Source organism: Pyxidicoccus xibeiensis (assembly GCF_024198175.1).
GTDB classification, from domain to species: Bacteria; Myxococcota; Myxococcia; order Myxococcales; family Myxococcaceae; genus Myxococcus; species Myxococcus xibeiensis.
Map to the genome: position 1 here is coordinate 1,223,646 of NZ_JAJVKV010000001.1, position 26,969 is coordinate 1,250,614.

A 26,969-nucleotide genomic window follows, 5' to 3' on the forward strand; every position below is an offset into this window, starting at 1 on the left:
GGCGCCCTTCTGTCGGTCGACTCAGGCCCACCCCATGTGGTGCCCAACCGTTCAAGCGTTGACCGATTTACCGAACATGTTGAGCATGTCGCTCCGCGTTGTAAAGCCCTTGGGGCATCAAAGTTCGGTCCGCGTCACACACCGTACGCCTGCCTGCCTGCCCAGCTCCAGGCAGGCCCGTGAATCCAGGCACTTGGGGAATAGTGCACCAACATACAGTGGAGACCCACACCGCACCGTGTATGGCCTCCCGTTGACCCCCGGCGGCTCTACAAGATTGACGGAGGCCCCATTTTCAAGTCGCCCCCGTGTGGGCTTTCACACGTGTAAATGCGTGCGCCGGTTGACTCCCCACCAGCGGGGCTCGCGCTGCGGCTACAGTGGTGGACACCCCTCGCCGCACGTCTCTTGATTCGCGAATCAACGCTGTTAGGGTTGACGAGAACTCAGAATTTGCCGCGCCGCGGCAACCGGGCCTTCTCCGCCGCGCGCGCCCCCAGAGGTCCCAGCGTCCCATGAGTCCCATCATCACCGGCCTATTGCTCGCCGTTGCCATCCCCATCTTCGTGATGACCATGTCCGGCCGTCTGGGCGTGCTCCTCTCGATGAAGCATGAGAACCGGCTCGACAACATCCCGCTGCGCATCAAGCGGCTCGTGCTCTTCGGCCTCGGGCAGAAGCGCATGGTGGACCCGGAGGAGTTCACCCCGGGCCTGATGCACGTGCTCATCTACGCGGCCTTCGTGGTGCTGGCGCTGCGCACGGTGATGCTCTTCGCCATGGGCTTCTCGTCCACGGCGCTGGAGGTGCTGACGGACCTGAGCCACCCGTTCTGGGCGGAGCAGGCGGTGCTGCTCGGCGCCTACCGCGTCTACCTGCTGGCCAAGGACATCGTGGCCGGGCTGGCCCTGGTCGGCTGCGCCTACTACGTGTGGATGCGCTGGAAGGTGAAGCCGGACCGGATGACGCAGTCCTGGGAGGCGTACCTCATCCTGGGCTTCATCTCCGGCCTGATGATTTCCGAGTTCCTCTTCGGCGGCAGCCACATGGTCGCCGCGCACGCCGCGGCCCAGCAGGTCCAGATGGGCGCCACGCAGGTGCCCACCACGCCGGCGGCGCTCGTCTGGTGGGAGCCCCTCACCAGCCTCGTCGGCCTGGCGATGATGCCGCTGGGTGAGAATGCCGCCCATGCCGTGGGCGTGGCCGGCTTCTGGGTGCACCTGGTCATCATCCTCACGTTCCTGAACTTCCTGCCGCTCGGGAAGCACTTCCACATCATCACCGGCCTGCCCAACGTCTTCTTCCAGCGCACCCACTCCACCGGCAAGCTGCCCACGCCCAATCTGGAGAAGGAGGAGTTCGGCACCGCCACGGTGAAGGACCTCACCTGGAAGCAGGGCCTGGACCTCTACTCGTGCACCGAGTGCGGCCGCTGCCAGACGCACTGCCCCACGTACATCACCGGCAAGCCACTCACTCACAAGGGCGTCAACCAGGACCTGAAGCACTGGCTCTGGGAGCACGAGCAGTGGGCGGAGGAGGGCTACAGCCCCAACAAGGTGAAGGAGCCCCTGCCGGAAATCATCGGCTCGGCGCTCAAGGCCGAGACGGTGTGGGCCTGTACGAGCTGCGGCTGGTGCGAGCAGGCGTGTCCGGTGTTCATCGAGAACGTCCCGCGCCTCATCGACATGCGCCGCTACCAGGTGCAGGTGAAGGCGGAGTTCCCGCCCGAAATCCAGCGCGTGTTCGAGGGAATCGAGCGCCAGGGCAACCCCTGGGGCATCGGGCAGGACAGGCGCGACGAGTGGGCCGAGGACCTGGCGCTGCCCACCTGGGGTGACGGCGGCGGCCCGTACGAGTACCTCTTCTTCGTGGGCTGCGCGGGCAGCTACGACGACAAGCAGAAGAAGGTCAGCCGCTCGCTGGTGAAAATCATGCGCGAGGCGGGCGTGTCGTTCGCCACGCTGTCGAAGCAGGAGATGTGCAACGGCGACTCCGCGCGCCGCATGGGCAACGAGTACCTGTTCCAGACGATGGCCAAGACGAACGTCGAGACGTGGAACTCGATGGGCGTGAAGGCGGTCATCACCCAGTGCCCGCACTGCTTCAACACCATCAAGAACGAGTACCCGGAGTTCGGCGGTGAGTACCGCGTCATCAACCACACCCAGCTCATCAACGAGCTGCTGAACGAGAAGCGCATCAAGCTCTCGGCGGTGATGAACACGAAGCTCACGTACCACGACCCCTGCTACCTGGGCCGGCACAACGGCGTGTACGACGCGCCCCGCGAGGTGCTCAACGCCATCCCCGGGCTCGAGGTGGTGGAGATGCAGCGCAGCAAGCGCGAGGGCTTCTGCTGCGGCGCCGGCGGCGGGCGCATGTGGATGGAGGAGCACATCGGCACGCGCATCAACCACAACCGCCTGAACGAGGCGGCGCTCACGCTGAAGCACGCCGAGGACCCGTCCACGCCGTACCCGTCCGCTTCCGACAAGAAGAAGCCGGGCATGGTGGGCGACTACAAGGAGAAGGGCGGCACCGGCGTAGTGGCCGTGGCGTGCCCGTTCTGCTCGACGATGCTCAACGACGCGGTCAACGACACCGAGCGTGGCGAGAACATCAAGATCAAGGACATCACCGAGCTGGTCGCCGATGCGCTGGTGGAGACGCGCAAGGGCGCGGGCACCGTGACGCCCGGCGTGACGGTGAGCGCCAAGCCGGAGTAGCGCTCAGGCGGTGAAGCAGCGGTGGCGGACGCACCCTCTCCGTCACCGTGAAGCGAGGGCCCGGAGGCTTCCCCCGTGAAGCCCCGGGCCTTCGTCGTTCCAGCGGGCCGGCTCACCCCACCCACTCCACCAGGAAGGTGCAGGCGGGCGCTTCGTGGCGAAGAACGGACACCCGGGGGTCGCGAGCCCCCATCACCCGCACCGACGCCTCCAGGATGCCCACGTAGTACGCCGGCCGGCCGGCGATGTCGTTGATCCACACCTCGATGGAGCCGGGCCCGCGCTCCGTCACGCGGGACTCCTGGAAGTTGTTGGAGGCGCGCAGCCCTCGGTTGAGCTGCCCCAGGCCCATCCGGGGTCCCAGGGTGCGCGCCGCCGCCGACATCACCCGGCCCAGCATCGTCGCCATCATCCCGTCGACGGCGGCGTGGCCCAGCCGCCGCTGCGCCTCCTCGCGGGGCAGGTCCGGCCAGACGGTGCGCAGCACGATGTCCTGGCACCGCAGCCACGTGGAGAGGGGGTAGGCCGGCAGCAGGTCCTGGTCCAGGTCCAGCCCCGCCTCACGCAGCGACGCGCGCGTGGACAGGGACAGGCGCTCGCGCAGGCCGACGAGGAACAGGCCCTGCACGGTGCCGCTGAAGATGAGGCGCGGATCCGGCGTCTCCATGTCACGGCTCCACGGCGACGTGGAGGCGCGCCGGCCCGGCGCCTCCCCCCAGGGAACAGCCTGATGCCACGTCCGGAGGACCCACGCGGACCAGGATGGACCGCGTGGACAGACCTGAAGAAACCCGATTTCTGATGTAACCGGTGACGTACCGCCGTGCAGGAGTGTCCGCCAGTCGACGGCGGCTCAGGGCTTGCGGGGCTTCTCCGCGCGCAGGGCGCGCTCCAGCCGCTTCGTCGGCCCGTCATCGCCCAGCTTGCCGGCCACGTAGGCGCCCGCGGACGCCAGCTTGCGGCGCAGGTCATCCGGCGGCACGGAGGAGGGGTCCAGGCGCAGGTCGGTGATGCCGATGCCTGATAGCAGCGTGCGCGCCAGGTCCCGCTCGTCGTCCTTGGCGTGGGGGAGCAGCAGCTTGCACACCTCGACGTGGCCGTGGGCGGCGGCCATGATGAGCGCGGGCTCGCCCAGGCTGTCGGTCAGCTCGGGGTCCGCGCCCGCCTCCAGCAGCAGGCGCACCAGGTCGGCACGGCCCGCGCGGGCGGCGGCCATCAGCGGCGTGCGCCCCTCGGCGTCGAACGGGTTGGGGTCGGCCCCGGCGTCGAGCTGGGCCATCAGGGCCGCGCGGTCACCCGCGCGCACGGCATCGAAGAGGGACATCACCAACCTCCAAGCGGCAGCATCGCGCCTCGCGGGCCCGGACGCCAGCGGCCCCCGGGGTGACTCACTCCACCGGAGGCAGCGCGTCCAGCCAGGCGAGCACCGCCTCGTCCCCGGACGCCAGCGACCCGGGCATGACTCCTGCCACCGGAGGCAGCGCCTCCAGCCAGGCCAGCACTGCCTCCCGCTCGGCCGGCTCCAGCAGGAGCCACTCATGTCCGCGACCGGGCACTTCGCGTGTCTGGAGCGGCACTCCCGCCGCGCGCCAGGTCTCCGACGCACGACGCCACAGGGCGGGCCCGTCTCCGTCCCCCTCCCCCACCACGGCCAGCAGCGGCACGCGGGTGTACGCCGCCCCGGTGGGAGGTGTGGACTCGTCCCCACGAGAGAAGCGCGGCGCACCGGCCAGCAGCACCAGCCCGCCGAAGGCCCCCGGACGCGCCGACCACAGCTCCAGCGCCATCTGCGCGCCCGCGCTGTAGCCCAGCAGCACCGGCTTCCGGGCGTCCACGCCTGGCACCCGCGCCGCGTCCGGCACCCCCTTCAGCATGACCGCATTGGCGTCCACGCCGCGCCAGCCGGAGAAGTCCTTCCGGGACAGCGTCAGCAGCGCGAAGCCCCGCCGGGCGAAGTCCGCCACCAGCGGCTCCACCAGGCCCAGCCCGTCGCTCCCCGAGGGATGGAGCCACACGAGGAGCCGGTGCGGGCGCGCGGCGGTGGCGTCCTCGGAGAGGAACAGCCGGTACGGCGGGCCGCCCTCCGGGGCGCCGGTGTGCAGGCGGACTCCCGGAGGTGGCTCCGCGAGGACGGGGACGGGGGCCTGCACGGGCCGCCCCGCCACACACGCGGCGCACAGCAGCAGCAGGAGGCCGGCGGCCCCCTTCACGCGGCTACTGCGGCCCGTAGGAGGGCTCCGCGGCGCTGGGAATCACGAGCGTCACCGAGCCCGTGGCACCGCTGCCGACGCCCGCGACGTAGATGCCGGGGTCGCTGCCCGCCGAGTCGGAGGAGAGGAAGCCGAGCTGGTTGGAGCGCGTCCAGCTGGGCCACGACTCCTGCACGCCGGGGCCGCTGAGGGTCGTCACCCGCTGGCCGACGCCCACGCTGTTGCCGGTGACGGACGCCACGAAGATGCGCGTGCTGCCGGAGCCCAGGCGCCCGTCGAAGGCCACCTGCGAGCCATTGGGCGACACCGCCACGCGGTTCTCCACCGCCAGCACCTCGTTGCCCAGGGAGCTGTAGGTGATGCTGCTCCCGTTGAGCGGCACGTGGGCAAGCTGGTTGAGCTGCCGCAGGCTGCTGCCCGAGGGCACCATCACCGCGCTCCCGTTCGGCATGAAGGTGGGCGCGCCGTAGGAGATGGTGGTGTTCGGCGTGAGCTCCTGGAAGCCGCTGCCGTCCGTGTTCACCCGGCCCAGCGAGGTGACGCTGCTGCCCGCCGGAGAGAAGACGAAGACGACGCTGCGGCCATCCGGGCTGAAGGTGGGCGTGCGGAAGTTGGTGCAGCCGCGCGCGCACGCCGCGTCGCCCGAGCTGAACAGCGTGGCCGGCGTGGTGGCGCCCGAGGTGGGCACCGTCTGCAGCGACGTGCTGGAGCCGGTGCGCTGCACGAACACGATGCTGCGCCCGTCGCGCGACACGGAAGGCCAGTACGCCCCGCCCGCCGACGTCAGCCGCTGCGGGCTGTTGGGGTCGCCATCGTCGTCCACCACGAAGACGTTGCGGTCGTCCTCGCGCACGAAGGCGAAGCCCGAGGTGAAGAGGACGTCGCCGATGCCACCGCCACCACCGTCGTCCAGGGGCTCACACGCACCCAGCAGTCCCACCGCCAGCACTCCCCCGACAAACCTCCGCATGCCCATCATCGCTCCGCTCCGCTCCGCGTCCCGGCCACGTGAGTGCCCCGTACTACAGGGCGCGCCGGGTCGGACGTCAACGCGTCACGGGAGATTCAATGGGCCCGGAAGTGTCAGCGGTTGAGCTTCACCAGCTCGTTGCGGCAGGTGTTGCACAGCGACAGCTGCTTGCGGTCACAGTCCTGGGGCGTCTGGGCGAAGAACATCACGCACCGGGGGTCCTCACAGTAGGACAGCCCGAGCAGGTGCCCCGCCTGGTGCACCACCTCGGTCTGGATGCGGCGCCGCAGGTGGTCGCCGTCCGCACCCTGACGCAGACGGAAGAGGCTCACCACCGCCGTCTTGGACTCGCGGTCCGCCTCGCCGAAGACGAAGGGCGAGTCCGGCACGAAGAGGTCCACGTCGGTGATGCCCATGACGGCCGACTGCCCCGGCTCCAGCATGGGCGTGAGCCGCCGCATGATGGCGTTGCAGTGGTACTGGCCCCGGTCCTTGTTGAAGGCGTAGGCGGGAGAAGGAAGGGCCGTCTTCGCGAGCACCGTCTGGGCGCTCATGTGCGCCGCCAGCGGGTCCTGCAAGTCCCTCAGCAGTGAGGCCGACGGGCTACCCACGGAGACCAGCAGGAGCGTCTTCTGCGGCATCGGGCCACCGTCCTTCATGCACGCGGACGGACGCGCTTGCTACCGCGTCCCCCCGGAGCGGAGTGGCTGGGGCGCAAGGATTCGAACCTTGATAATCAGAGTCAAAGTCTGATGTCCTGCCATTAGACGACGCCCCAGCAGGTTCGCACGTGTGAGTCTGGTGCCCGAGTCTACGGCATCCCGACGGGCTCGGGAACCCACCCTGACAACGTTCCGGGCCCTCCCCGGGGCCGCCAGGGCCCGTCTGGCGTGGATCTGCCCGGGGAAGGCCGGAAACCCGGGCCCGGCGTCACTCCCGGATGGACCCGGAGTGAAGCCAGGCCCGTGGGCCGGCGGCGAGGCGGCCCCCTGGCCTACCGGTCGGTAGAACGGGGTCCGCGGCTCACCCCTTCAGGACGGCGAGGGGGGTGAGCCGCAGGAGCGGGGTGACGAGGTCGGCCTCGTCCTCCAGCACCTCGGCGAGGTCGCGGTAGGCGGCGGGGGCCTCCTCCACCAGGGCCCCGGCGCGGGCGCGGTCGTACACCACACGCCGGAGCGCGTGCTCCAGCGCGGCCGGGCGGATGCGGGCGCGGGCCTCGGTCCGGGTGAGGACGCGGCCGGCGCCGTGCGAGCAGGAGCGGAAGGCGCGGGGCTCGCCCCGGCCCTCCACCACGTAGGAGGCCGTGCCCATGGAGCCGGGGATGAGCCCCCGCTGCCCCGCCTCCAGGCCCACCGCGCCCTTGCGGTGCACCAGGAGCGTGCGGCCTCCATGGTCCTCGGCGGCGACGTGGTTGTGGTGCACGTCCAAGGTGGCTTCCGGGTCCATGGGGACGCCGAGCGCGTCGGCCACGAGCGCCACCGCGCGCGCGGCGATGGCGTCGCGGTTGGCGCGGGCGAAGCGGCAGGCCCACGCCGTGTCCGCGAGGCACGCGGCGCCCTCGGGGGTATGCGTGCTCAGGCCGGGAAGGCTGCCCTCCCCCCGCGCCCGGGCCGCGCGCAGGTGGTGGTCGGCGATGGCGGCCCCGACGCCCCGCGAGCCGGTGTGCAGGAGCAGCCAGACGTCTCCGTCCGCGTCCCGGTCCAGCTCCAGGAAGTGGTTGCCTCCGCCGAGCGTGCCCAGGTGTCGCGGCGCCAGCCGCTCCCAGGCGTGGCACAGCTTCTGGGTGGACAGCGGCGGGGACTCCAGCTCGGGCGGCAGGGGCTGCCCCCGGCCCCGGTGCACGGCGTCGCCCACCGGCACCTCGCGGGCCAGTCGCGCCAGCAGGGGCTCCAGCACGTCGCGGCCGGGCACGGTGGCGGGCTGGGGGAAGCGGTACGCGCTGACGCCGCAGCCCAGGTCGCCGCCCAGCGCGCCAGGGACGACGTGGTGGGCGGTGGCGAAGACGGTGCCCACCGCCACGCCCGAGGACACGTGGACGTCCGGCATGGCGGCCACGTGCTCGACGACGTAGGGCTGGGTGGCGATGTGGCGGAGCTGCTTCTCCGCGCCCGGCGGCAGCGTGCGCGCCCAGACGAGGATGGGGACGTCGCCGGGCGCGGCCGGGAGGAGGCGGGGCATCATTGCTCACCCCCTTCCTCACCATCGGAGTCGGCGTCGCCTCGATGGGACTTCCCTCCGGGCCTCCGGGCGGGTTCGTCGAGGTCGGAGTCGTCCTCCGGTACCTCCGCGACAGGTTCGTCGAGGTCGGAGGTTCCCGTGAGGAGGCCCACGTCGGGAGCCTCCAGCGAGCGCTCCGCCACGCCGAGGTAGATGAAGCGCAGCTGTGGGACTCGCTTGAGGTCCAGGTGCTGCGCGAGCTGCGAGCGCAGGTAGCCGCTCGCGTGCTCGAGCGCCTCCTGCACGGGACGGGTGCCGGAGGCCGCGGACTCCGGTGTCAGCGCGTAGCCGATACGGACGAGGCGGCCATCCGCTGACAGCTCGAACGACGACACCGACACGCCTTCGAGCCGGGGGTCGGACAGCCCGTCTCGGAAGAGCAGGGACACCTCCTGGAACAGAGTGGACTGGATGCGCAGGTGACGCGCGGACGGGTTTTCAGACGACGACGACAGCGAAGCGCCCTCACGCCGGCGGGGCGCGCGGGTACGGCGATTCCTGGAAGAAGACATGAGTGGACGAACGGTTCCCAGCAGGCCGCACGGGCCGCATGCGTCACGAGGAGCGCACGGGGCACACGCCGGCCGGTTGCACGGCTACAGCTGCGCGCGCATGGGTCCAGGGAAGGTGGGAACCCGCTCCATCCAGCTCAGCACTTCGGCTCAGCGAGGGAGAAGGTCACACCCGGTCAGACGCACACGGCGCGAAGCGACCCGAGACACCGTTCATTACAGTCCCCATGGCACACCTCCCGCCGCGCACCCGGCACGGACCGTCACTCGTTCACGGGCAAGGTGAAACCGCGCCTTCGCCCACGTCAACCGGGCACCCGACGCACGGGCCCCGGCAAACCTGACGCGAGGCCTTCATGGAGCGGGAGGTGTCAGCTGGCCACCAGCCATTCTTTCCACCAGCCGACGTGGACCCCATTGCCGCATGGCTCGGCACGCCTTCCGCGCCTACGCAGGAGGCAAGGAGTCATGCACATGGCGGAAGCCTTCGATGTGGTGGTCATTGGCGCAGGGCCCACGGGTGAGATTGCCGGAGCCCGCGCCGCGGCAGCGGGGCTGTCGGTGGCGCTGGTGGAGCACGAGCTGTTCGGCGGTGAGTGCTCGTACTGGGCCTGCATCCCCAGCAAGGCGCTGCTCCGTCCGGCGGAGGCGCTCTGGCTGGCCCAGCAGGCGCCCGGCGCACGCGAGGCCATCAAGGGTCCGCTGGACGCCCGCGCCGTGCTGGCGCACCGCGACTACATGGTCGGCGACTACAAGGACGACTCCCAGGTGAAGTGGGCGGAGGGCGCGAAGCTGACCGTGGTGCGCGGCAGCGGGAAGCTCGCCGGCCCGCGCAAGGTGCGCGTGGAGGCCCGGGACGGCACGGTGCGCGAGCTGGAGGCCCGCCGCGCCGTGGTGCTGGCCACCGGCAGCCGGCCGCGCCTGCCGGAGATTCCTGGCCTCAAGGACGCGAAGCCCTGGGACAACCGCGAGGGCACCGGCGCCAAGGAAGTCCCCAGGCGGCTGCTCGTGCTGGGCGGCGGTGTGGTGGCCGTGGAGCTGGCGCAGGCGTGGCGCTCGCTGGGCGCGGAGGTGACGCTGGCCCAGCGTGGCAAGGCCCTGCTGTCGCGCTACGAACCCTTCGTGGGTGAGCAGGTGGCGCAAGCGCTGCGGGACTCGGGCGTGCGCGTGCTGCTGGGCACCACCGCCGCGAGCGTGCGCCGGCCCGGTGGCACGGGCGAGGTGTCCGTCACGCTCACCAACGGCGAGGAGCTGCGCGCGGACGCGCTGCTGGTGGCCATGGGCCGGGTGGCGCGCACGGAGGACCTAGGCCTGGAGACGGTGGGCCTCCAGCTCCAGGAGGGAAAGTCCCTCGAGGTGGACGACCAGCTCCGCGCGAAGGGCGTGGACGGAGGCTGGCTCTACGCGTGCGGCGACGTGAATGGCCGCAACCTCCTCACGCACATGGGCAAGTACCAGGGGCGCATCGCAGGGGACATCATCGCGGGGAAGAAGGTGCACGCCTGGGCGGACGCGAAGGCCACGCCGCAGGTCATCTTCACGCACCCGCAGGTAGCCAGCGTGGGGCTCACCGAGGCGCAGGCGCGCGAGGCGAAGCTGCCGGTGCGCACGGTGCAGTACGCGCTGCAGGACGTGGCCGGCACGGGGCTGCTGGGCCGGGAGCTGAAGGGCACCGCGAAGCTGGTGGTGGACGAGAAGCGCCGCATCATCCTGGGCGCCACCTTCACCGGCCCCGAGGTGGGCGAGATGCTGCACGCGGCCACCATCGCCGTCGCGGGCGAGGTGCCGCTCGACACGCTCTGGCACGCGGTGCCGTCATTCCCCACCATGAGCGAGGTGTGGCTGCGGCTGCTGGAGACCTACGGCCTCTGACCGCCGCGCCGCCGGGAAGGCCCGGCGGCACGGGGCATGGCTCACGGGCAAGGGCGGTTGTCCGGCCAGCAGAAGGCTTCGCCACAGCGATAACACGAGGAGCCCCTGGGGCAAACGCCACACACCGGTTCCGGCGGAAGACCCCGGACCTCGACGCTGGCGAGCCAGTGGCTGTGGCTCGTGTCCGCATAGAGGTTGAAGACGTACTGAGGCCCCGCCTGAATCCAGTCCGCGATCTGACAGCCGCTCTGGGCGCGGGTGAAGAACGTCTCGGGCAGGCCGTCTATGCTCAGCCAGACCTCGGCCGTCGAGTGGTGGCCGCTGACGCTCCAGCAGATCTGCGTCGAGCCGAGGTGCGTGTATCGGTCGACCACCACCGTGGCAGGAAACGCGGAGAAGCTGCCGTAGCCGAGCTGTGCCTCGGAGCTGGCCAGCCCTGCCGCCGGGTCTGTCCCGGTCGGCTCGGTGAGCGCATCTTCGGGCCCCGCGCAGGCCACGGACAGGGTGAGAAGGACCACGGAGGGGATGAGGCGAACCAGGTTCCGCTTCATGTTCAGCTGCTCCTCGGCGTGACGCGGCGGGAGTGCCGCGAATCCAGCGTAATCAGGTTGCAAGAAGCTGGACCAGCCACCTGCCGACCTTCCATGCGGCCGGGAAGTTTCCGCATGCATCACCACGTTGCCGTGTGCCGGCCGGCGTGAAATGGTGCCCTTCCCCCACCTTTCCCCCTTGCTCGATGAACACCGCCGCCTCGGGGCGCCCCCGCGCCCCACGCCACGCCTCCCTCCAGCGCTCGCCGTCTGAGAGAGCCCTGCACGCGGCAGGCAGCACCGCGCCCCTGTCCGCGAGGCACCCGTGAGCCTCGCGCCGCCTTCCGCCACCGTGCCGGACACCACCATGAGCCGCTCCGATACCTGGGCCCGCTGGTTCTGGTGGCTCGTGCTGGCCGTGCTCCTCGTGGCCGCGGTGGCCGTGGGCCAGCACCCGCGCCGGGGCGTGGACTTCCGCGTCTACCTCACCGCCGCCGAGCGCTTCCTCGAGGGCACCGACCTCTACCGCGTCTCCGACGGCACCATGCCGTTCAAGTACGCGCCCGTCACCGCGCCCCTGTTCATCCCCTTCACCTTCTTCCCCGCGCGCGTCGCCGTCGCCCTGTGGAACCTGGGCTCCATCCTCGCGCTCGCGGCCGTGGCCCGCCTCACCACGCGCACCGCGCCGGGCCCGGGTGAGGCCGCGCCGTGGGCATGGGGCCCCGGCCTCGCCACCTTCGCGCTGCTGCCGGCCTTCACCTTCGAGCTGTTCTACGGGCAGGTGGATGCCGTCCTGCTCCTGCTCATCATCCTCTCCACCCTCGGCGCCGAGCGCGGCCACGTGTGGCGCCCCGCCGCCGCGTTCGCCGTCGCCTTCCTCCTCAAGCCTCCCGCCGCGCTCGTCGGCCTCTTCTTCCTGTGGCGCCGCCACTGGCGCGTCATCGGCGCCACCGCCGCCATCGGCATCGTGCTCGCGCTGCCCACCCTGGCCCGCTACGGCTGGGACGGCACCCTCACCCAGCTCCAGCTGTGGAGCGAGACGCTGGCGCGCACCACGCCTCCGTGGGCGCTGGGGGCGAACCCGCAGGGCCTGCCCACGCTGCTGCTGTCGCTCGTGCTGCCCGCCGAGTCCATTCCACCGCCCGGGAGCATGACGCTCGCGCAGGCGGTGGCCATCAGCCTCTTCCTCGCCGCCGTCCTCTGGGCGCGGCCCGGCCCGGCCGACCTGCTCGCCATGTGCTGCCTGGGCGTGACGCTGCTGTCACCGCTGGCGTGGCGCGCCAACTACGTGCTCGCGTGGCCGCTGGTGCGCGCCGCCGCCGAGAGCCGCTACAAGCCGAACCTCGCGCTCGTCGCGCTCATCGCCCTCACGGGCCTGCTCGTCTCCGACTCGGGCTTCGGCCCCGAGCTGTCCCGACAGGTCCTCCTTTGGCGCCCGTTCGCCGTCGTCTACTCCGTGCTGCTGCTCGCCCTGCTGTGGCAGGCGCGCCGCGCGGGGGCGCCTCGCGCGGTGACGGCCACGGGCGAGCTGGCGCGGCTGCCTCGCACCCTGCCCGGCATGCGCGCGCCGTGACGTAGTGGCAATCCCGCAGGCGCGCGCGCCGTGACGCTTCCTCCATTCGTTTGGAGGTGAAGTGTCACGGCCCGTGAACACCCGTGAGACATGGCGCCGCTATACGCGGTTCAGCCATGTTCGAAACGTTCGACAGCGCCACCGACGTCAGCTCGGCGCGGCGGTTCGCGCTCTCCACCACGGCGTCCATCGGCGTCTTCGTGATGATCGGCGTCGCCGTCGTCTCCGCGGCCAGCAAGGTGCGCGAGGTCATCCAGGAGAAGAAGGGCACGGACGTGGTCTTCCGTCCGCCACCTCCGCCCGTCGTCGAGGTGAAGCCTCCCCCGCCGCCCCCGCCTCCGCCCAAGCCGAAGCTGGCCCCGAAGCCCGCGGCTCCCGTCGCCGCGAAGGCGCCGCCTCCCGCCGCGCCCGTGGTGGCGCCCGCGCCGCTCGTGGCTCCGGACACCGTGCCGCTGACGAAGCCTCCCGAGGCAGAGCGGGAGACCGTTGCCGCCGCGCCCATCGCCGTGGGCGGCACCGGCGCGCTCGTCCCGGGCGGCGTGGTGGGAGGACTCGGAAGGGGTGACGGGCTCGCGGGCGGCGGTGGCCGCGTGGCGCCCATCAACCTGCCGGAGTCCGCCACGCCTCCGGAGCCGCTCGAGTCCAACCTCATCCCCGAGTACCCCTCCGAGGCCCGCTCCAAGGGGCTGGAGGGCATGGTCATCCTCAAGGGCGTGGTCGAGGTGGACGGCCGCGTCACCCAGCTCAAGGTGATGCGCGGCGACGAGCCCTTCGCCAGCGCCGCGCTCGCGGCGGTGCGGACGTGGCGCTTCAAGCCCGCCGTCGTCTCCGGCCAGCCCGCCGCCGTCTACCGCATCTTCAAGGTCCCCTTCCGCCTCAAGTCGTAGGCCTCACCCGCCCTGCCCCCAGGAGCCCCCGTCATGAACTTCAATCTCAGGGACATCTACAACCACATGGGCGTGTTCGCCCTGGGTATCGCCTGGACGCTCATCCTCTTCGCCATCGCGTCCCTGGCGGTGTTCTTCGAGCGCCTCTTCGTCTTCGCCCGCTCGCGCGCGGCGTCCAGGCGCTTCGCCGCCCGCGCCGGACAGCTCCTCGTGCAGCACCAGCACGACGCCCTGGTGAAGGAGGCCGAGGCGACGAAGGGCAGCCACCTGGCCACGCTGTTCGGCGGTGGCATGAAGACGTTCCTCGCGAAGTCCCGCGTCCCCGCCGGCAAGCTGGGCCCGGTGGAGCTGACGCGCCGCGAGCTGGTCCGCATCAACGAGCGCGTCAGCGCCGACGTGCGCCGGGGCATGTCCGTGCTCGCCACCGTGGGCTCGGTGGCGCCGTTCGTCGGACTGCTCGGCACGGTGGTGGGCATCATCGAGGCCTTCGCCGGCATCGCCAAGGAGGGCTCCGGCGGCCTGGGCGCGGTGTCGGCCGGCATCGCCGAGGCGCTCGTCGTCACCGCGCTCGGCCTGCTCGTCGCCATCCCCGCGGTGCTGATGTTCAACTTCCTGTCCACCCGCGCGGATGCGCTCCAGCTCTCGCTGGACGCGGCCCGGGGCGAGTTCATGGACTACCTGGAGGACCTGGGCCCGCAGAAGCCCGCCCCGGCCAACGGCGCCGCGGTGGCCACCGGGCCGGAGCTGGCCGCTCGCAAGGAGGGGCGCGATGTCCACCCCGCGTAGGGCGATTACGCCCGAGATGAACGTGACACCGCTGGTGGACGTGGTGCTCGTCCTCCTCATCATCTTCATGGTCGTCACGCCCCAGATTGAAGCCGGCGCCTCGGTGGAGCTGCCCGCCGCGACGAACCCGGACCCGGAGAACAAGGAGCTCGAGCCCACCATCGTCAGCCTCGCCGCGAATGGCTCCTTCTTCCTGGAGCGCAAGGAGCTCGAGCGCGACGCGCTCATGGCGGAGCTGAAGGCCCTGCACCAGAAGGACCCGGACACCCGCGTGGTGCTCAAGGCCGACCGCGGCGTGCGCTACTCCGAGGTGCGCGGCGTCTTCAAGGCGATGCAGGACCTGGGCTTTCCCGGCATCAACCTGCAGGTCATCGACAAGCCGAAGCACTAGGAGGAACGCGCGATGGCATTCGACCTCGGAGGCGGTAGGGGCGGACTCCGCCCGTCCATGAACGTGACGCCGCTGGTGGACGTGGTGCTCGTCCTCCTCATCATCTTCATGGTCGTCACCCCGCTGCTGACCAGGCAGATGTGGATGAACGTGCCGGCGAAGAACGACAAGCAGGAGGAGCAGCCGCCGCCTCCGCCCGACGCCCTGCCTCCCGTGGTGCTCACGGTGGACAAGGGCGGCGTGCTGCGCATCAACCGCGAGGAGGTGCCGCGAGACCAGGTGGTGGCGCGGCTCCAGCGGATGCTCAACGCGCGCCCGGACAAGATTGTCTTCTTCGACGCCAGTGATGACGTGCCGTACGGCGCCGCCATGGACGTGCTGGACCTCGCCCGGGGCGGGAACATCACCGTCGGCGTGTTGCCGGACAAGCTCGCGGACTGAAGCGGCCCTCGGCGGACCGTGACGACGAGTTTTCGGTCCGCCGCCTGAATCGTCACAGCCCATCCATTCCCCCGCCACGCGTGTCGCGTTCTTTACGAGCGCCGACCGCCGGCAAGGAGAGTCGTGTTGCCTCGCACCGCCCTTTCGCGCGCCCTCGTGGCAGCGCTCGCCGTCATCACCACGTCCGCGCTCGCGCAGGTGAGCGGCACCGACGTAGCGGCGCCGCCCTCAGGTCAGGACGTTACGTCCCCGTCTACCGCGCAACCGCGGGCGCCCGCCCCGGCGCCCCACAGCGGAAGGAACATTCCTTCCACCCCAGGCGCGGCGCCCCAGCCTGGAACGAACGTTCCTTCCGCCTCGTCGGCCCAGGACGCGGCGCCTCAGCCTGGAACGAACGTTCCTTCCGCCGCCGAGCCCGCCGAGTCCCTGGCCACCGAGGGCGCCGCGACTGACGACGTCATGCTGGCCGAGTCCGCCGAGCCGCCCCCGGGCTTCACCGGCATCCACGGGCGCGTGGTGGACGAAGCCAACAGTGAGGGCCTCATCGAGGCCACCGTGAAGGTCGTCACCGGCGCACAGAAGCAGGCGCTCACCGACCTCGACGGCAACTACCGGCTCGCGCTGCCGCCCGGGAAGTACGACCTGCGCGTCTTCTATGACGTCTACCAGGGCCGCCGCATCACCGGCGTCGTCGTCACGCAGGGCAAGGTCACGAAGCTGGACGTCGCCCTCAGCGCGGACGTGGGCGCGGTGCAGGAAGTCGTCGTGGAGGCCCGCGCGGACCGCCGCGCCGAGGGCGCCCTCCTCCAGGAGCGCAAGAAGGCCGCCGCCGTGTCGGACGCCATCAGCGCACAGGAGATTGCCCGCACGCCGGACTCCAGCGCCTCCGACGCCGTGAAGCGCGTGGTCAGCGCCACCGTGGTGGATGGCCGCTACGTCCTGCTCCGGGGCCTCGGTGGCCGCTACAGCACCACCCTCCTCAATGGCGCCCTGCTCCCCAGCCCCGAGCCGGACGAGCCCAGCGTCCCGCTGGACCTCTTCCCCACCTCGCTGCTCGCCAACCTCAACGTGGTGAAGAGCTACACCGCCGACCTGCCCGGCTCCTTCGGCGGCGGCACCCTCCTCATCGAGACCAACACCTACCCCACCCAGTTCGAGTTCAAGCCGCGCATCACCCTCGGCGGAGACACCGTGACGACGGGCCAGGAGCGCAACACCCAGCAGGGCGGCGGCCTGGAGTTCCTCGGCTTCCCCGGCGGCGAGCGCAAGCTGCCGGAAGCCATCCCCACCCGCCACGAACTGGGCGACGCGGGCGAGTCCCCCGAGGAGCTGGAGCGCCAGTGGGAGAGCTTCCCCAACGTGTGGGGTGCGAGGAAGAAGACGGCGCTGCCCAACCTGGGTCTGAGCGCGTCGCTCGGCGACACGCTGCGCTTCGACAACCGCCGCCTGGGCTACCTGGCCACCGTCAACTACGGCCACAAGGAGTCCTCGCAGGTCAGCAGCTACGCGCGCGCCAGCAACGAGAACAACGCCTACGTCCGCAACGACGACGCGCAGCTCACGCAGGGCGTGGAGACGGCCAACCTCAGCGGCCTCGCCAGCGTGGGCTACCAGCTGGACCGCGACAACGAGCTGACCGCCTTCAGCCTCTACACGCGCGGCACCGACACCCGCACGGTGACGAGCACGGGCATCGACTCGCTCAAGGGCGACCGCTACGAGGGCAGCCGCCTCCAGTTCATCGTCCGCCAGCTCTCCTTCAACCAGCTGCGCGGCTTCCACCGCATCGGCCTGTTCGGCGACGCCGAGGTGGACTGGCAGGCCAACCTGTCCCGCGTGGACCGCGACGAGCCGGACACGCGCGACACGCTCTACAGCGACAGCCTCAGCACGCCCACCGGCTCGCTCTCCTTCCCCAACCAGGCCAACAGCGGCGAGCGCTTCTTCGCCGAGCTGGGCGAGACGTCCACCGGCGGCAGCCTCAACCTCACCCTCCCCTTCAGCGACGTGCGCGTGAAGGTGGGCGGCCTCACGCAGCTGTCCTTCCGTGACTTCCGCGCCCGCCGCTTCCGCTACGGCATCGTCCCCAGCACCGACGTGGACCGCACCCTGCCCCCCGAGCAGCTCTTCGGCGCCGACCAGCTCGGCGACGGCATGCGCCTGCGCGAGTTCACCCGTCCCGAGTCCGACGCCTACGACGCCTCGCTGGGCATCTTCGCCGGCTACGTGTCCGCGGACGCGAAGCCCACCGAGGCCCTGCGCCTCATCGGCGGCCTGCGCCTGGAGAGCAGCCGGCAGGAGCTGACGGCGCTGGACCAGTTCACGGGCGAGGAGGCCTCCCGGAACGAGGTCGACTACCTGGACTGGCTGCCCACGCTCAACGCCATCTACGCGCTCACCCCGGCGGTGAACCTGCGCACCGGCTACAGCTACACGCTGGCGCGGCCCACCTTCCGCGAGCTGGCGCCCTTCCTCTTCTACGACTTCACCCGCCGCCGCAACGTGTCCGGCAACCCGGCGCTGAAGCAGACGCGAATCCACAACGTGGACGCCCGCGTGGAGTGGTTCGTCGGGGACAACGAGGTGCTCGCCGCCAGCGTCTTCTACAAGCGCTTCCAGAACCCCATCGAGCGCGTCATCAACACCGAGGGCGCGGGCGACGTCGGCTTCGAGAACGCCGCCGGCGCCGACACCTACGGCGTGGAGCTGGAGGCGCGCACCTCGCTGGGCCGCGTCGCCTCAGTGCTCCGGCCGGTGCGGCTGGGCGCCAACCTCACCCTCATCCGCTCCGAAATCGACCTGGGCGCGGTGCAGGGGCTGCAGACCAGCGCGCAGCGTCCGCTCCAGGGCCAGTCGCCCTACGTGGCCAACGTCAACCTGGGCTACGAGCGCCCCGAGAGCGGCACCGAGGTGGCGCTGCTCTACAACGTCTACGGCAAGCGCATCAGCGAGGTCGGCACCAACCGGCTGCCGGACGTCTACGAGCAGCCCTTCCACCGCGTGGACGTGGCGCTCACCCAGCGGCTGGGCGCGGCCACGCAGCTCAAGCTCACCGCCGCCAACCTGCTCGACGCGAAGGTCACCCTCCAGCAGGGCACCGTCACCATCCTCGAGTACCGCCCGGGCATCGCGTTCTCCGCTTCGCTCGGCCTGTCCCTGTAGTCCCTCCCTCGCCGAAAGGAATGACTCCCATGAAGCGGCTCCTTGCCTCCCTCCTCACCCTGTCCAGCCTGACGCTGGCCGCCGCCTGCGGCGACGACGACGACGACAAGCAGCCGCCCGTCACCACCCCGCCTCCCGAGGAGTCCGGCGGTGAGAAGGTGGACGTCGCGGAGAACCTCAAGGGCGACACCACCTGGAAGAAGGGCAACACCTATACGCTGAAGAACTACGTCTTCGTGGAGAGCGGCACGCTCACCATCGAGGAGGGCGTCACCATCCAGGGTGACGAGCGCAGCGCGCTCATCATCACCCGCAACGCCCGCCTGGACGCGCGCGGCACGGCGGCGGCGCCCATCGTCTTCACGTCGTCGAAGGAGCCGGGCCAGCGCGAGCCGGGCGACTGGGGCGGTCTGGTGCTGCTGGGCAAGGCGAAGCTGAACGTCAGCGGCGGCGAGACGACCATCGAGGGCTTCTTCACCTCCGCCGGCAACGAACTGACGAAGTACGGCGGCCAGGACGACGCGCACAACTGCGGCACCCTGAAGTACGCTCGCATCGAGTTCGCCGGCTTCGAGCTGGCGGCCAACAACGAGCTCAACGGCCTGACGACGGGCGGCTGCGGCAGCGCGACGGACATCGACTACGTGCAGGTCCACAAGGGCCTGGACGACGGCATCGAGATGTTCGGCGGCACCGCGCCCCTGAAGCACATCGTCATCACCCAGGCGGACGACGACGCGCTGGACTACGACTTCGGCTACAGCGGCAAGGTGCAGTTCCTGGTGGTGCAGCAGAGCCCCTCCGTGGGCGACCGCGGCATCGAGGCCTCCAGCAACAAGTCCACGCCGGGCCAGGAGCCCATCTCCATCCCCGAAATCTGGAACGCGACGTTCATCGGCTCCGGCGCGGCCCCGGGCACCAACCCGACGCAGGAGGCGCTGGTGTTCAACACGGGCGCCGGCGTCCGGATGCGCAACTCCATCGTCGCCCACTGGAAGAACCAGGCGGTGGACATTGACGGCGCTGCTTCCGCGGGGCTGTTCAGCGAGGCGGGCGACGCGCGCCTGTCCTTCAAGAGCGTCTTCTTCTGGGACATCGCGGACAAGAACGACGCCATCCCCTTCGCTCCGAACCCGGTGGTGACCAACGGCACCACCACGGACCCGGACCTGACGAAGCTGGATGAGTCCAAGGTCATCTTGTCCGAGGCCAACAAGGTGACGATGAGCGACCCGCGGCTCAGCGACCCGCTGAACCTCACCGCGCCGAACTTCGCGCCCGCGGCCGGCTCCGCCGCCCTGAACGCCGACGCCACCCTCACGCCGTCCGCCGGCTTCGACACCTCCGCCCGGTTCATCGGCGCCATCGGCGCCACGGACTGGACGCGCGGCTGGACGGCCTACCCGGAGAGGTAACCGGACGCCTTCGAAGTCACGCCCAGTCGCTCCTCTCCCTGCTCGCCCTGCCGCCAGCCCTGCGCGACCTGTCCTCGCGTCCATACCGGGCTTGCCCCGGCGAGCAGGTCTCTCAAGGTTCTACGAGGCCGGATCGCCGCGCGGCCGAGGAGAGAGCGTTCATGACAGTCAAGACACAGCAGCCGTCGGGCTTCGGGCCGCCAGGCGCCCGAGGCCATACTCCTGGCTCCTCCCGGGAGTGGGAGTGGCATGGTGTCGAGTCGACGGCCCAGTGCGTGGACAGGGACCTGCGCGCCCAGGAAGCGTCCTCCTCTGACGAGGGAAGCGGCGCCATGCAGGTGGTCTCGGCCGTGCTGGGTGGAGCGCTCCTCGCGCTGGGGCTCAAGCGCCGCTCCATCGGCGGCGTGGCCCTGGCCATCGCGGGGGGTGGGCTGCTCTTCCGAAGCACCCGCGAGCGCACGCAGGCACCCCACAAGGTGGGCATCCTCTCGCGCAGCATCCGCCGGCGGCGCAGCTCGGGCTCACTGGGCGCGATGACGGTGCTGCAGCGCTCCATCACCATCCAGAAGCCCGCGCAGGAGCTCTATCGCGCCTGGCGCGCCGCGCCGACGCTGTCGCTCATCATGGGGCACTTCGCCGACGTCACCGACGTGGGCTCGCACCTCCAGCACTGGAAGCTGCGGGGCCCGGTGGGGATGAGCCTCGAGTGGGACTCGAGCATCGTCGAGGAGCACCCCGGCGAGTACCTGCGCTGGGAGGCCACCGAGGACTCGCAGCTGCCCAACGCGGGCTGGGTGCGCTTCCGCCCCGCGCCGGAGGACTGGGGCACCGTGGTGACGCTCAAGATGGAGTTCAGCCCCCCGGGCGGCCCGCTCGGCTCGGCCGTGGTGAAGCTGCTGGGCGACGCGCCTTCCGCCTTCGCGCACCGGGCGCTCCGGCGCTTCAAGAGCCTGATGGAGACCGGCGAGCTTCCGACGACCGGGCCCAATCCCGCTGCCCGCGATGGCGGCCACTCCTACTGAGGGACACGTCGATGCGAGCACTCTGCTGGAACGGAATCAACGACCTGCGCGTGGAGACGGTGGCGGACCCGTCCATCGTCAACCCGCATGACGTCATCCTCAAGGTGAAGCTGTCGACGACGTGCGGCTCGGACCTGCACTTCATCGACGGGTACATCCCGACGATGCGCGAGGGTGACGTCATCGGCCACGAGTTCATGGGCGAAATCGTCGAGGTGGGCCCCCAGGTGAAGAAGGTGAAGAAGGGCGACCGCGTCGTCGTCCCCTCCTTCATCTCCTGCGGGAGCTGCTGGTACTGCAGCCACGACCTGTACTCGCTCTGCGACAACACCAACCCGAAGGCCGAGCTCCAGGAGCCGCTGCTGGGCTACCCCACCGCCGGCATCTACGGCTACACCCATGCCTTCGGCGGCTACGCGGGCGCGCATGCGCAGTACGTGCGCGTCCCCCATGCCGACACCGACTGCTTCCTCGTGCCGGAGGGTGTGACGGACGAGCAGGCCCTGTTCCTCTCCGACGCGGCGCCCACCGGCTACATGGGCGCGGACTTCTGCGGCATCCAGCCGGGCCAGACGGTGGCCGTGTGGGGCTGCGGCGGCGTGGGACTGATGGCGCAGAAGAGCGCCTTCCTCCTGGGCGCGCAGCGGGTGATTGCCATCGACCGCTTCCCCGAGCGGCTGAAGCTGGCGCGCGAGCAGGTGGGCGCGGAGACCATCAACTACGAGGAGGTCGACAGCGTCCTGGACGTGCTGAAGGAGCTGACCGGCGGGCGCGGCCCCGACGCGTGCATCGACGCGGTGGGGATGGAGGCGCACGGGCCGGGGCTCGACTACGCGTACGACAGGGCAAAGCAGGCGCTGCACCTGCACACGGACCGGGGCCAGGCGCTGCGCCAGGCCATCCTCGCCTGCCGCAAGGGCGGCACGCTGTCGGTGCTCGGTGTCTACGGGATGATGGACAAGTTCCCCATCGGCACCATCATGAACAAGGGGCTCACCCTGCGCACCGCGCAGCAGCACGGCCAGAAGTACCTGCCGCGCCTGCTGGAGCACGCGCAGAAGGGCGAGCTGGACCCGTCGTTCCTGGTGACGCACCGGTTCCCGCTGGAAGACGCGCCGCGCGGGTACGAGATGTTCAAGAAGAAGCAGGACGGGTGCGTGCGGGTGGTGTTCCAGCCCAACTGAAGACGCGGAGCGACGCGGAGGGCGCCGGGTTATAAGTGCCCTCCGCATGGCGACGACCTTTCAAGAGCTGCTGTCTGGAGTGAAGCGCGAGATTCGCGAGGTCTCCGTCGAGGAGGTCCGCCGCCTCCTGGACGCCCGGGCGCCGGTGAAGCTCATCGACGTCCGGGAGTCGGACGAGCACGCGGCCGGCCGGCTGCCCGGGGCCGTGCACATCCCCCGGGGCTACCTGGAGCTGCGCATCGAGTCGAAGGCCCAGCGCGACGAGGAACTCGTCGTGTACTGCGCGGGCGGCACGCGCTCGGCGCTCGCGGTCCGCACGCTGCGGGAGCTGGGCTACGAGCGCGTGGCGTCGCTGGCCGGCGGGTACAACCGGTGGAGCGACGCGGCGTACCCGGTGGAGAAGCCCTTCGTCCTCACCGCCGAGCAGAAGGAGCGCTACCGCCGTCACCTCATCCTCCCCGAGGTGGGCGAGGAGGGACAGGCGAAGCTCCTGAAGGCGAAGGTGCTGCTGATGGGCGCGGGAGGGCTGGGCTCGCCCGCCGCGCTCTACCTGGCCGCCGCGGGCGTGGGCACGCTGGGCATCGTCGACATGGACGTGGTGGACGTGAGCAACCTGCAGCGCCAGGTCATCCACACCCGCGAGCGCCAGGGCCAGCCCAAGGTGGAGAGCGCGAAGGCCGCGATTGAAGCGCTCAACCCGGACGTGAAGGTGGTGCCCTTCGCGGAGCGGCTCACGGCGCAGAACGTGCTGCGCATCCTGGATGGGTTCGACATGGTGCTGGATGGAGGCGACAACTTCCCCACGCGCTACCTGCTCAACGATGCGTGCGTGGTGAAGCGGATTCCGAACATCCATGGCTCCATCTTCCGCTTCGAGGGCCAGGTGACGACGTTCGTCCCGGGCCAGGGCCCGTGCTACCGGTGCCTCTACCCCGCGCCACCGCCGCCGGAGCTGGCGCCGTCCTGCGCGGAGGCGGGCGTGCTGGGCGTGCTGCCCGGCATCATCGGGCTGATGCAGGCCAACGAGGCGCTGAAGCTCATCCTCGGCCAGGGCGAGCCGCTCATCGGACGGCTGCTGACGTTCGACGCGCTGAGCACGCGCTTCCAGGAGCTGAAGCTGCGCCGCGACGCGAAGTGCCCGGTGTGCGCGGAGGGCGCGAAGGTGGAGTTCATCGACTACGAGCAATTCTGCGCCAGCGCGTGAATGAAGCAGCCCGGCACCTCCACGAGGCACCGGGCCGCAGGGCACTTCACCGTGTGGCCGGGACTCAGGCCGTGGGCAGCACGCCGTTGCCCGTCTCGTGCGCGTGATTGGCCAGCGCCTCGGGCGTGGCACCGTCCGCGAAGAGCGAGCCACCGGCGGCCGTGCGGGCCTTCGGCGGACGGCCGCGACGGCGCGGAGCGTTCTCGTCACTGCCCGCGGTCGCCGTAGCGGGCTCGGCCACCGCACCCTCCACCCGCGCGCTCTTGCGCGTCGCGCGCGGCAGGCTGATGCCCTCCAGCTTCGCGCTCAGCTCCGCGTTCTCCTCGGAGAACACCCGCGCGTACGCCAGCGCCCGCTGCCCCTTCTGCAGCAGCGCGTCCTGGCTCTCGTGCAGCGCCAGGCGCGCCGAGTCCAGCGCCGCCTGAGCCTTCGCCACCGCCTCCGCCTTCGCGCGCACCGCCGCCGCCGCGTCGTCCAGCACCTCCGCGTCCACGTCCGGGAAGCGCACCTCCGACAGCTCCGTGGCGAACAGCTCCAGCAACGCGCGCAGCGCAGGGGAAATAGGGTCGTTGTCGTTCGAATCGAACATGGGCGGTCCTCCGGGTTCCGGGCGGGAAGGTCCGCCTATCTGCCCAGATGTTCAGTGTCAGATCAAGAGGGTACGCTGTGGAGCCGGTTTATCGGCCCCGCGCGCGTTTTCTTCCGCACCCTCCCCACCGCCATCCTGTTCAGTGCCAGCGCACGGACGTCAGTCCACGCGAACCAGCGACACCTCGCGCAGCCCCTCCGCCGCGTCCACGTCCACCGCGAGGTAGTGCCGGCCCACCCCGTCAAACGTCTCCGGAATCGCGCCGCCTCCGCCGGAGATGAAGGCCGGGATGCCCGCGTTGGTGAACGAGTAGTAGGAGTGGATGTGGCCGTAGAGCGTCAGGTCCACGCCCTCGCGCGCCATCTTCCCTACCAGTCCCGCCGCCTCACCCCGGCTGGCGAAGCCTCCGCCCCGCAGGCCCACCGGGTCCTGCGGCGGCACGTGCATGGACACGATGTGCACCCCGTTGCGCGACGCCGCCAGCCACGTCTCCAGCTGCTCCTCCACGCCCGGGTCCAGCGTGCCGTTGCTGGAGTCCACCACCGAGAAGCGCACGTCCCGGAAGACGAAGCTCTGGCTGCCCCGGCCCACCAGCGCCGTGTACTCCTCCGCGTCCTTCGAGAAGGTCTCGTGGTTGCCCAGCGTGGCGTACAGCGGAATCCTCGACGTGGCCTCGAGCCGCTCCTGGAACTCCTGCAGCTCCTCGCGGCTGCCCCCTTCCGTCAGGTCTCCGGAGAAGAGGATGAAGCGCAGCGTCTCGTCCTTGTTCATCCGCTCGTAGATGTCGCCCACGCGCGGCAGGGCCTCCTGCACGTCCGCCAGCGCGGCGAAGCGGAACGCCTCGCGCGACTGCCAGTCCGGCGGCGCCACCGTCAGCTTCGCCGTGGCTCCCGCGGGCAGCGCCACGCGCCAGGACTTCACGGTGGAAATGGCGTTGCGCAGCGGCTCCACCGCGAGCGGCTCGCCACCCTCCGTCTCCGCCACCAGCTCCGCGTCCGGCATGGCGTTGCGCACCGTCAGCAGCCAGTCGGAGCGCGCGTCCCCCGCCAGCGTGGCTCGCGCGGTGAACGCCGGTGCGTTGCCCCAGAGGACCAGCTCTCCCTCCGCGAGGCTCCGCACGGCGGCCAGCCCGTCCGCCACCTCCAGCGACATGCCGCCGCTGTCCGCCCGGCCCACCTTCGAGTCGCGCACCGCGCGGTTCTCCGCGGGCCGCATGCAGCCGGCCAGCAGCAGCGCCGCCATCACTCCCGTTGCTCCCGCGCGAATCACAGGTCACCTCCCACCGCATAGATGAGCGACAGCCGGCCGACGACGGCGCCACCCGCCTGCACCTCGGCGGCGACGCCCCAGTCCTGGGTCAGCAGTGCGCGCCCCCTGAGACCGAAGCTCCCAATCACTCCGCCGCCGCGCGTGCGCATGCCACCCGCGAAGTCGTCCTTGCGGTGGTCGTAATAAAGGAGTGCGTCGCCTCGCACCGGCCCGCCCCGGCCCAGCCACACGCCGTAGCCGAAGGTGAAGAGGAGCTGCTCGCTCAGGTTCCCGTCATCCACCGCGCCCGGGTAGCTGTAGCCATGGAAGGACGTGCCCAGGCTGGCCTCCGCGAAGGAGCCCGCCAGCGCCGGGCTCACTCGCGCCATGGCGTAGCGGCCGCGCAGGCCCACCTCCGCGCCGGCCACGGTGAAGCCCTCCGTGGGGTAGCGGTGGTAGAGGCCGAAGAGCTCCGCATCCAGCGAGGTGCCGTCCGAGCTTCCACGCGCGCGCTCGGACTCGCCGAGCAGCCGGTATGCGCCGCCCAGGCGGACCTGCGTGTTGCCCTCGCTCGGGGCCATGAGCGCGGAGCCCTTCAGCTGCAGCGAGTCGAACCGGGCCAGCGCGCCCACCGACACGAAGCTGCCGTACTCGAAGGACGGGTCGCTGACGTACTGGTAGCCCAGCTCCAGCTCCAGCGGCGGAAGCGAGGACGCGGGCACGCCCGGGTCGAACGCGGGCGACGTCACGGCGTAGAGGTTGGCGAGCGCGGACACGCCGAACATGCTGAAGCCCGCCAGCGTCACCGCGTACAGCGGGGCAATCGTGCGCCGCGACGCGCCCGTGAAGGCGATGGGCACGCCGCCCAGCGCGATGAGGCCCAGGCCCGCGCCCTCCATCGCGAAGAGGCGCTTCGCCGTGTGCGTGTCTCCCGCGATGAGCGGCCCGAGCCCATGGAAGAGCAGCCCCGGCAGCACCGACGCCGCGACGGGCAGCACCTGGAAGGGGCGCTCCTGCATCGGCAGGTGCGGGGACATGCCCGGAGAGAGGACCCCTTCGTTGGGCGCGAGCGGACCGGGCAGCACACCGGGCCTCCCGGGCAGGTGCGCGGCGACGCCGGCCCCGTCTGAGCTGGACGGTGCCGCCTCGGTGCCGAGCGTGGAGATGGCGGCCTCCGCCTGCGAGCCGGAGGAGCCCGCAGGCACCGACGACTCGGCCCCCTCTGCGAGCACCTGTCGCACAGGTGCGTCCGGTCTGGCTGTGTCAGCCGTGGCCCCGTCCGACACCGAAACGCCGGCAGCCACCACGGCCGCCGCCGCCACGTCGGACACCGAAGCCCTCGCCGTGTCCGGGCCCGACTCCGTCGCCACGTCGGCCGCGGCGGCATCCGGCATGGTGCCCGCCGCCGTGGGCACGTCGCCCATCAACGAGAAGGTGCGCCCAGGCGCAACGTCCACCCGCCCCTGCGCGAGCCCCTGCTCCACGCCGATTCGGATGGGCGGCACGGACGCGGGCAGCACCGTTGGCAGCTCCCTCGGCACGTCCAGGCCGCCCAGCTCGGGGCCCGCTGACAGCAGGTCGAAGGCGGACACTCCCTGGGCGAAGCTGACGCGAGGCGTCATGGCCAGCACCCACATCATCCCCAGGGCGGCCCAGCGTGAGCGCGGGGGGAGCTCGGACACCATCTGCGTTGCCTCTTTCTCGCCACGAGGGACCGGCCGCCCCTCGCCCGCCGGCTCCGCCGGACGTGCCCGCCTAGATAACCGCCATCCGGCGCGTTGCTTCAGGGAACACCTTGAAGAAGTGTGAAGCCAGCTGACAGGCTGACTCAACGCACCCTCCGTGCAGCCGCCGCGCAGCGTCACCCGGCCCCTGATTCCAGCTGGTTACACGGCCGGAGAATTGTTTCAGGTGTCTCAACCAATCATTCTGAGACCGGCCCGCCTCACTCCGAGAGTCGCAGCACGCGTGGATCATCCCACCGGGCCCTGGGTCGCTTCCCTCCCCGCTGATCCAAGCACTGACAG

At 70.9% G+C, this 26,969-nt stretch carries 23 protein-coding genes and 1 tRNA gene; 12 read left to right on the forward strand and 12 right to left on the reverse strand.

What is annotated here, in order from left to right:
* The first annotated feature begins 515 nt into the window (after positions 1 to 515).
* A complete protein-coding gene (locus tag LXT23_RS04940) occupies positions 516 to 2,729 on the forward strand; it encodes a (Fe-S)-binding protein (protein WP_253978899.1) in 2,214 nt (737 codons plus the stop codon).
* Between the two features lie 112 nt (positions 2,730 to 2,841).
* Here the strand turns inward: LXT23_RS04940 and LXT23_RS04945 are convergent, their stop codons facing one another.
* From LXT23_RS04945 to LXT23_RS04980, 8 genes are all read right to left on the reverse strand, one after another.
* Positions 2,842 to 3,396 (reverse strand): DUF2378 family protein, encoded by a 555-nt coding sequence (locus LXT23_RS04945; protein ID WP_253978900.1) that lies wholly within the window; start codon positions 3,394 to 3,396, stop codon positions 2,842 to 2,844.
* A 186-nt stretch (positions 3,397 to 3,582) separates the two neighbouring features.
* Positions 3,583 to 4,053, reverse strand: a complete 471-nt coding sequence (locus tag LXT23_RS04950; RefSeq protein ID WP_253978901.1) for an ankyrin repeat domain-containing protein — start codon at positions 4,051 to 4,053, stop codon at positions 3,583 to 3,585.
* Between the two features lie 64 nt (positions 4,054 to 4,117).
* A complete protein-coding gene (locus LXT23_RS04955; protein WP_253978902.1) occupies positions 4,118 to 4,939 on the reverse strand; it encodes an alpha/beta hydrolase in 822 nt (273 codons plus the stop codon).
* Between the two features lie 4 nt (positions 4,940 to 4,943).
* Positions 4,944 to 5,918, reverse strand: coding sequence for a TolB family protein (locus LXT23_RS04960; RefSeq protein WP_407692867.1), 975 nt, complete (start codon positions 5,916 to 5,918; stop codon positions 4,944 to 4,946).
* Positions 5,919 to 6,022: 104 nt separating this feature from the next.
* Complete coding sequence (locus LXT23_RS04965) at positions 6,023 to 6,550, reverse strand: non-proteolytic archaemetzincin-like protein (protein WP_253978903.1); 528 nt, start codon at positions 6,548 to 6,550, stop codon at positions 6,023 to 6,025.
* A 63-nt stretch (positions 6,551 to 6,613) separates the two neighbouring features.
* Positions 6,614 to 6,687: transfer RNA gene (locus LXT23_RS04970), tRNA-Gln, on the reverse strand.
* A 245-nt stretch (positions 6,688 to 6,932) separates the two neighbouring features.
* Entirely contained in the window at positions 6,933 to 8,090 is a 1,158-nt protein-coding gene (locus LXT23_RS04975) for an RtcB family protein (RefSeq protein ID WP_253978904.1), read from the reverse strand.
* Entirely contained in the window at positions 8,087 to 8,638 is a 552-nt protein-coding gene (locus tag LXT23_RS04980) for a ribosome-binding factor A (protein WP_253978905.1), read from the reverse strand. Before LXT23_RS04980 ends, LXT23_RS04975 begins: the two co-directional genes overlap by 4 nt.
* 474 nt (positions 8,639 to 9,112) lie before the next feature.
* On the opposite strand from LXT23_RS04980, the gene LXT23_RS04985 reads away from it, so the two are divergent.
* On the forward strand, positions 9,113 to 10,510 hold the full coding sequence (locus tag LXT23_RS04985; protein WP_253978906.1) for a dihydrolipoyl dehydrogenase family protein: 1,398 nt from the start codon (positions 9,113 to 9,115) through the stop codon (positions 10,508 to 10,510).
* Positions 10,511 to 10,551: 41 nt separating this feature from the next.
* On the opposite strand, the gene LXT23_RS04990 is transcribed toward LXT23_RS04985, so the two are convergent.
* Positions 10,552 to 11,061 (reverse strand): hypothetical protein, encoded by a 510-nt coding sequence (locus LXT23_RS04990; protein ID WP_253978907.1) that lies wholly within the window; start codon positions 11,059 to 11,061, stop codon positions 10,552 to 10,554.
* Between the two features lie 304 nt (positions 11,062 to 11,365).
* Here LXT23_RS04990 and LXT23_RS04995 point away from each other — a divergent pair, with 304 nt between their 5' ends.
* From LXT23_RS04995 to moeB, 10 genes are all read left to right on the forward strand, one after another.
* The gene (locus tag LXT23_RS04995; protein WP_253978908.1) at positions 11,366 to 12,613 is read left to right on the forward strand and encodes a glycosyltransferase family 87 protein; all 1,248 of its coding nucleotides are present in this window, start codon (positions 11,366 to 11,368) and stop codon (positions 12,611 to 12,613) included.
* Positions 12,614 to 12,729: 116 nt separating this feature from the next.
* Positions 12,730 to 13,500 carry an energy transducer TonB gene (locus LXT23_RS05000; RefSeq protein WP_253978909.1) on the forward strand — a complete coding sequence of 257 codons (771 nt, stop codon included), beginning with the start codon at positions 12,730 to 12,732 and terminating at the stop codon, positions 13,498 to 13,500.
* A gap of 33 nt (positions 13,501 to 13,533) precedes the next feature.
* Entirely contained in the window at positions 13,534 to 14,286 is a 753-nt protein-coding gene (locus LXT23_RS05005; RefSeq protein WP_253978910.1) for a MotA/TolQ/ExbB proton channel family protein, read from the forward strand.
* On the forward strand, positions 14,270 to 14,677 hold the full coding sequence (locus LXT23_RS05010) for an ExbD/TolR family protein (protein ID WP_253978911.1): 408 nt from the start codon (positions 14,270 to 14,272) through the stop codon (positions 14,675 to 14,677). Before LXT23_RS05005 ends, LXT23_RS05010 begins: the two co-directional genes overlap by 17 nt.
* Before the next feature lie 12 nt (positions 14,678 to 14,689).
* Positions 14,690 to 15,118 (forward strand): ExbD/TolR family protein, encoded by a 429-nt coding sequence (locus LXT23_RS05015; RefSeq protein ID WP_253978912.1) that lies wholly within the window; start codon positions 14,690 to 14,692, stop codon positions 15,116 to 15,118.
* Between the two features lie 123 nt (positions 15,119 to 15,241).
* Positions 15,242 to 18,280, forward strand: coding sequence for a TonB-dependent receptor domain-containing protein (locus LXT23_RS05020; protein WP_253978913.1), 3,039 nt, complete (start codon positions 15,242 to 15,244; stop codon positions 18,278 to 18,280).
* Positions 18,281 to 18,309: 29 nt separating this feature from the next.
* Positions 18,310 to 19,695: a hypothetical protein gene (locus tag LXT23_RS05025; protein WP_253978914.1), complete on the forward strand. Its 1,386-nt coding sequence runs from the start codon at positions 18,310 to 18,312 to the stop codon at positions 19,693 to 19,695.
* Positions 19,696 to 19,856: 161 nt separating this feature from the next.
* Positions 19,857 to 20,717 carry an SRPBCC family protein gene (locus LXT23_RS05030; RefSeq protein ID WP_253978915.1) on the forward strand — a complete coding sequence of 287 codons (861 nt, stop codon included), beginning with the start codon at positions 19,857 to 19,859 and terminating at the stop codon, positions 20,715 to 20,717.
* Positions 20,718 to 20,728: 11 nt separating this feature from the next.
* Positions 20,729 to 21,901: a zinc-dependent alcohol dehydrogenase gene (locus tag LXT23_RS05035; protein ID WP_253978916.1), complete on the forward strand. Its 1,173-nt coding sequence runs from the start codon at positions 20,729 to 20,731 to the stop codon at positions 21,899 to 21,901.
* A gap of 46 nt (positions 21,902 to 21,947) precedes the next feature.
* On the forward strand, positions 21,948 to 23,105 hold the full coding sequence (gene moeB, locus LXT23_RS05040; protein ID WP_253978917.1) for a molybdopterin-synthase adenylyltransferase MoeB: 1,158 nt from the start codon (positions 21,948 to 21,950) through the stop codon (positions 23,103 to 23,105).
* A 64-nt stretch (positions 23,106 to 23,169) separates the two neighbouring features.
* Here the strand turns inward: moeB and LXT23_RS05045 are convergent, their stop codons facing one another.
* The 3 genes from LXT23_RS05045 to LXT23_RS05055 all read right to left on the reverse strand — a co-directional run bounded on the left by LXT23_RS05045 (position 23,170) and on the right by LXT23_RS05055 (position 26,627).
* Positions 23,170 to 23,694 (reverse strand): hypothetical protein, encoded by a 525-nt coding sequence (locus tag LXT23_RS05045; RefSeq protein WP_253978918.1) that lies wholly within the window; start codon positions 23,692 to 23,694, stop codon positions 23,170 to 23,172.
* A 159-nt stretch (positions 23,695 to 23,853) separates the two neighbouring features.
* Positions 23,854 to 24,909 (reverse strand): metallophosphoesterase family protein, encoded by a 1,056-nt coding sequence (locus LXT23_RS05050; protein WP_253979527.1) that lies wholly within the window; start codon positions 24,907 to 24,909, stop codon positions 23,854 to 23,856.
* A gap of 50 nt (positions 24,910 to 24,959) precedes the next feature.
* Positions 24,960 to 26,627, reverse strand: coding sequence for a hypothetical protein (locus LXT23_RS05055; RefSeq protein ID WP_253978919.1), 1,668 nt, complete (start codon positions 26,625 to 26,627; stop codon positions 24,960 to 24,962).
* Between the last annotated feature and the right edge of the window lie 342 nt (positions 26,628 to 26,969).

What these genes read in the sequence shown, in the direction of transcription:
- LXT23_RS04940 (WP_253978899.1), top strand. Translation starts at nt 516, where the DNA reads ATGAGTCCCATCATCACCGGCCTATTGCTCGCCGTTGCCATCCCCATC.
- LXT23_RS04945 (WP_253978900.1), bottom strand. Translation starts at nt 3,396, where the DNA reads ATGGAGACGCCGGATCCGCGCCTCATCTTCAGCGGCACCGTGCAGGGC.
- LXT23_RS04950 (WP_253978901.1), bottom strand. Translation starts at nt 4,053, where the DNA reads ATGTCCCTCTTCGATGCCGTGCGCGCGGGTGACCGCGCGGCCCTGATG.
- LXT23_RS04960 (WP_407692867.1), bottom strand. Translation starts at nt 5,918, where the DNA reads ATGATGGGCATGCGGAGGTTTGTCGGGGGAGTGCTGGCGGTGGGACTG.
- LXT23_RS04965 (WP_253978903.1), bottom strand. Translation starts at nt 6,550, where the DNA reads ATGCCGCAGAAGACGCTCCTGCTGGTCTCCGTGGGTAGCCCGTCGGCC.
- LXT23_RS04975 (WP_253978904.1), bottom strand. Translation starts at nt 8,090, where the DNA reads ATGATGCCCCGCCTCCTCCCGGCCGCGCCCGGCGACGTCCCCATCCTC.
- LXT23_RS04980 (WP_253978905.1), bottom strand. Translation starts at nt 8,638, where the DNA reads ATGTCTTCTTCCAGGAATCGCCGTACCCGCGCGCCCCGCCGGCGTGAG.
- LXT23_RS04985 (WP_253978906.1), top strand. Translation starts at nt 9,113, where the DNA reads ATGGCGGAAGCCTTCGATGTGGTGGTCATTGGCGCAGGGCCCACGGGT.
- LXT23_RS04990 (WP_253978907.1), bottom strand. Translation starts at nt 11,061, where the DNA reads ATGAAGCGGAACCTGGTTCGCCTCATCCCCTCCGTGGTCCTTCTCACC.
- LXT23_RS05000 (WP_253978909.1), top strand. Translation starts at nt 12,730, where the DNA reads ATGTTCGAAACGTTCGACAGCGCCACCGACGTCAGCTCGGCGCGGCGG.
- LXT23_RS05005 (WP_253978910.1), top strand. Translation starts at nt 13,534, where the DNA reads ATGAACTTCAATCTCAGGGACATCTACAACCACATGGGCGTGTTCGCC.
- LXT23_RS05010 (WP_253978911.1), top strand. Translation starts at nt 14,270, where the DNA reads ATGTCCACCCCGCGTAGGGCGATTACGCCCGAGATGAACGTGACACCG.
- LXT23_RS05015 (WP_253978912.1), top strand. Translation starts at nt 14,690, where the DNA reads ATGGCATTCGACCTCGGAGGCGGTAGGGGCGGACTCCGCCCGTCCATG.
- LXT23_RS05025 (WP_253978914.1), top strand. Translation starts at nt 18,310, where the DNA reads ATGAAGCGGCTCCTTGCCTCCCTCCTCACCCTGTCCAGCCTGACGCTG.
- LXT23_RS05030 (WP_253978915.1), top strand. Translation starts at nt 19,857, where the DNA reads ATGACAGTCAAGACACAGCAGCCGTCGGGCTTCGGGCCGCCAGGCGCC.
- LXT23_RS05035 (WP_253978916.1), top strand. Translation starts at nt 20,729, where the DNA reads ATGCGAGCACTCTGCTGGAACGGAATCAACGACCTGCGCGTGGAGACG.
- moeB (WP_253978917.1), top strand. Translation starts at nt 21,948, where the DNA reads ATGGCGACGACCTTTCAAGAGCTGCTGTCTGGAGTGAAGCGCGAGATT.
- LXT23_RS05045 (WP_253978918.1), bottom strand. Translation starts at nt 23,694, where the DNA reads ATGTTCGATTCGAACGACAACGACCCTATTTCCCCTGCGCTGCGCGCG.
- LXT23_RS05050 (WP_253979527.1), bottom strand. Translation starts at nt 24,909, where the DNA reads ATGCGGCCCGCGGAGAACCGCGCGGTGCGCGACTCGAAGGTGGGCCGG.
- LXT23_RS05055 (WP_253978919.1), bottom strand. Translation starts at nt 26,627, where the DNA reads ATGGTGTCCGAGCTCCCCCCGCGCTCACGCTGGGCCGCCCTGGGGATG.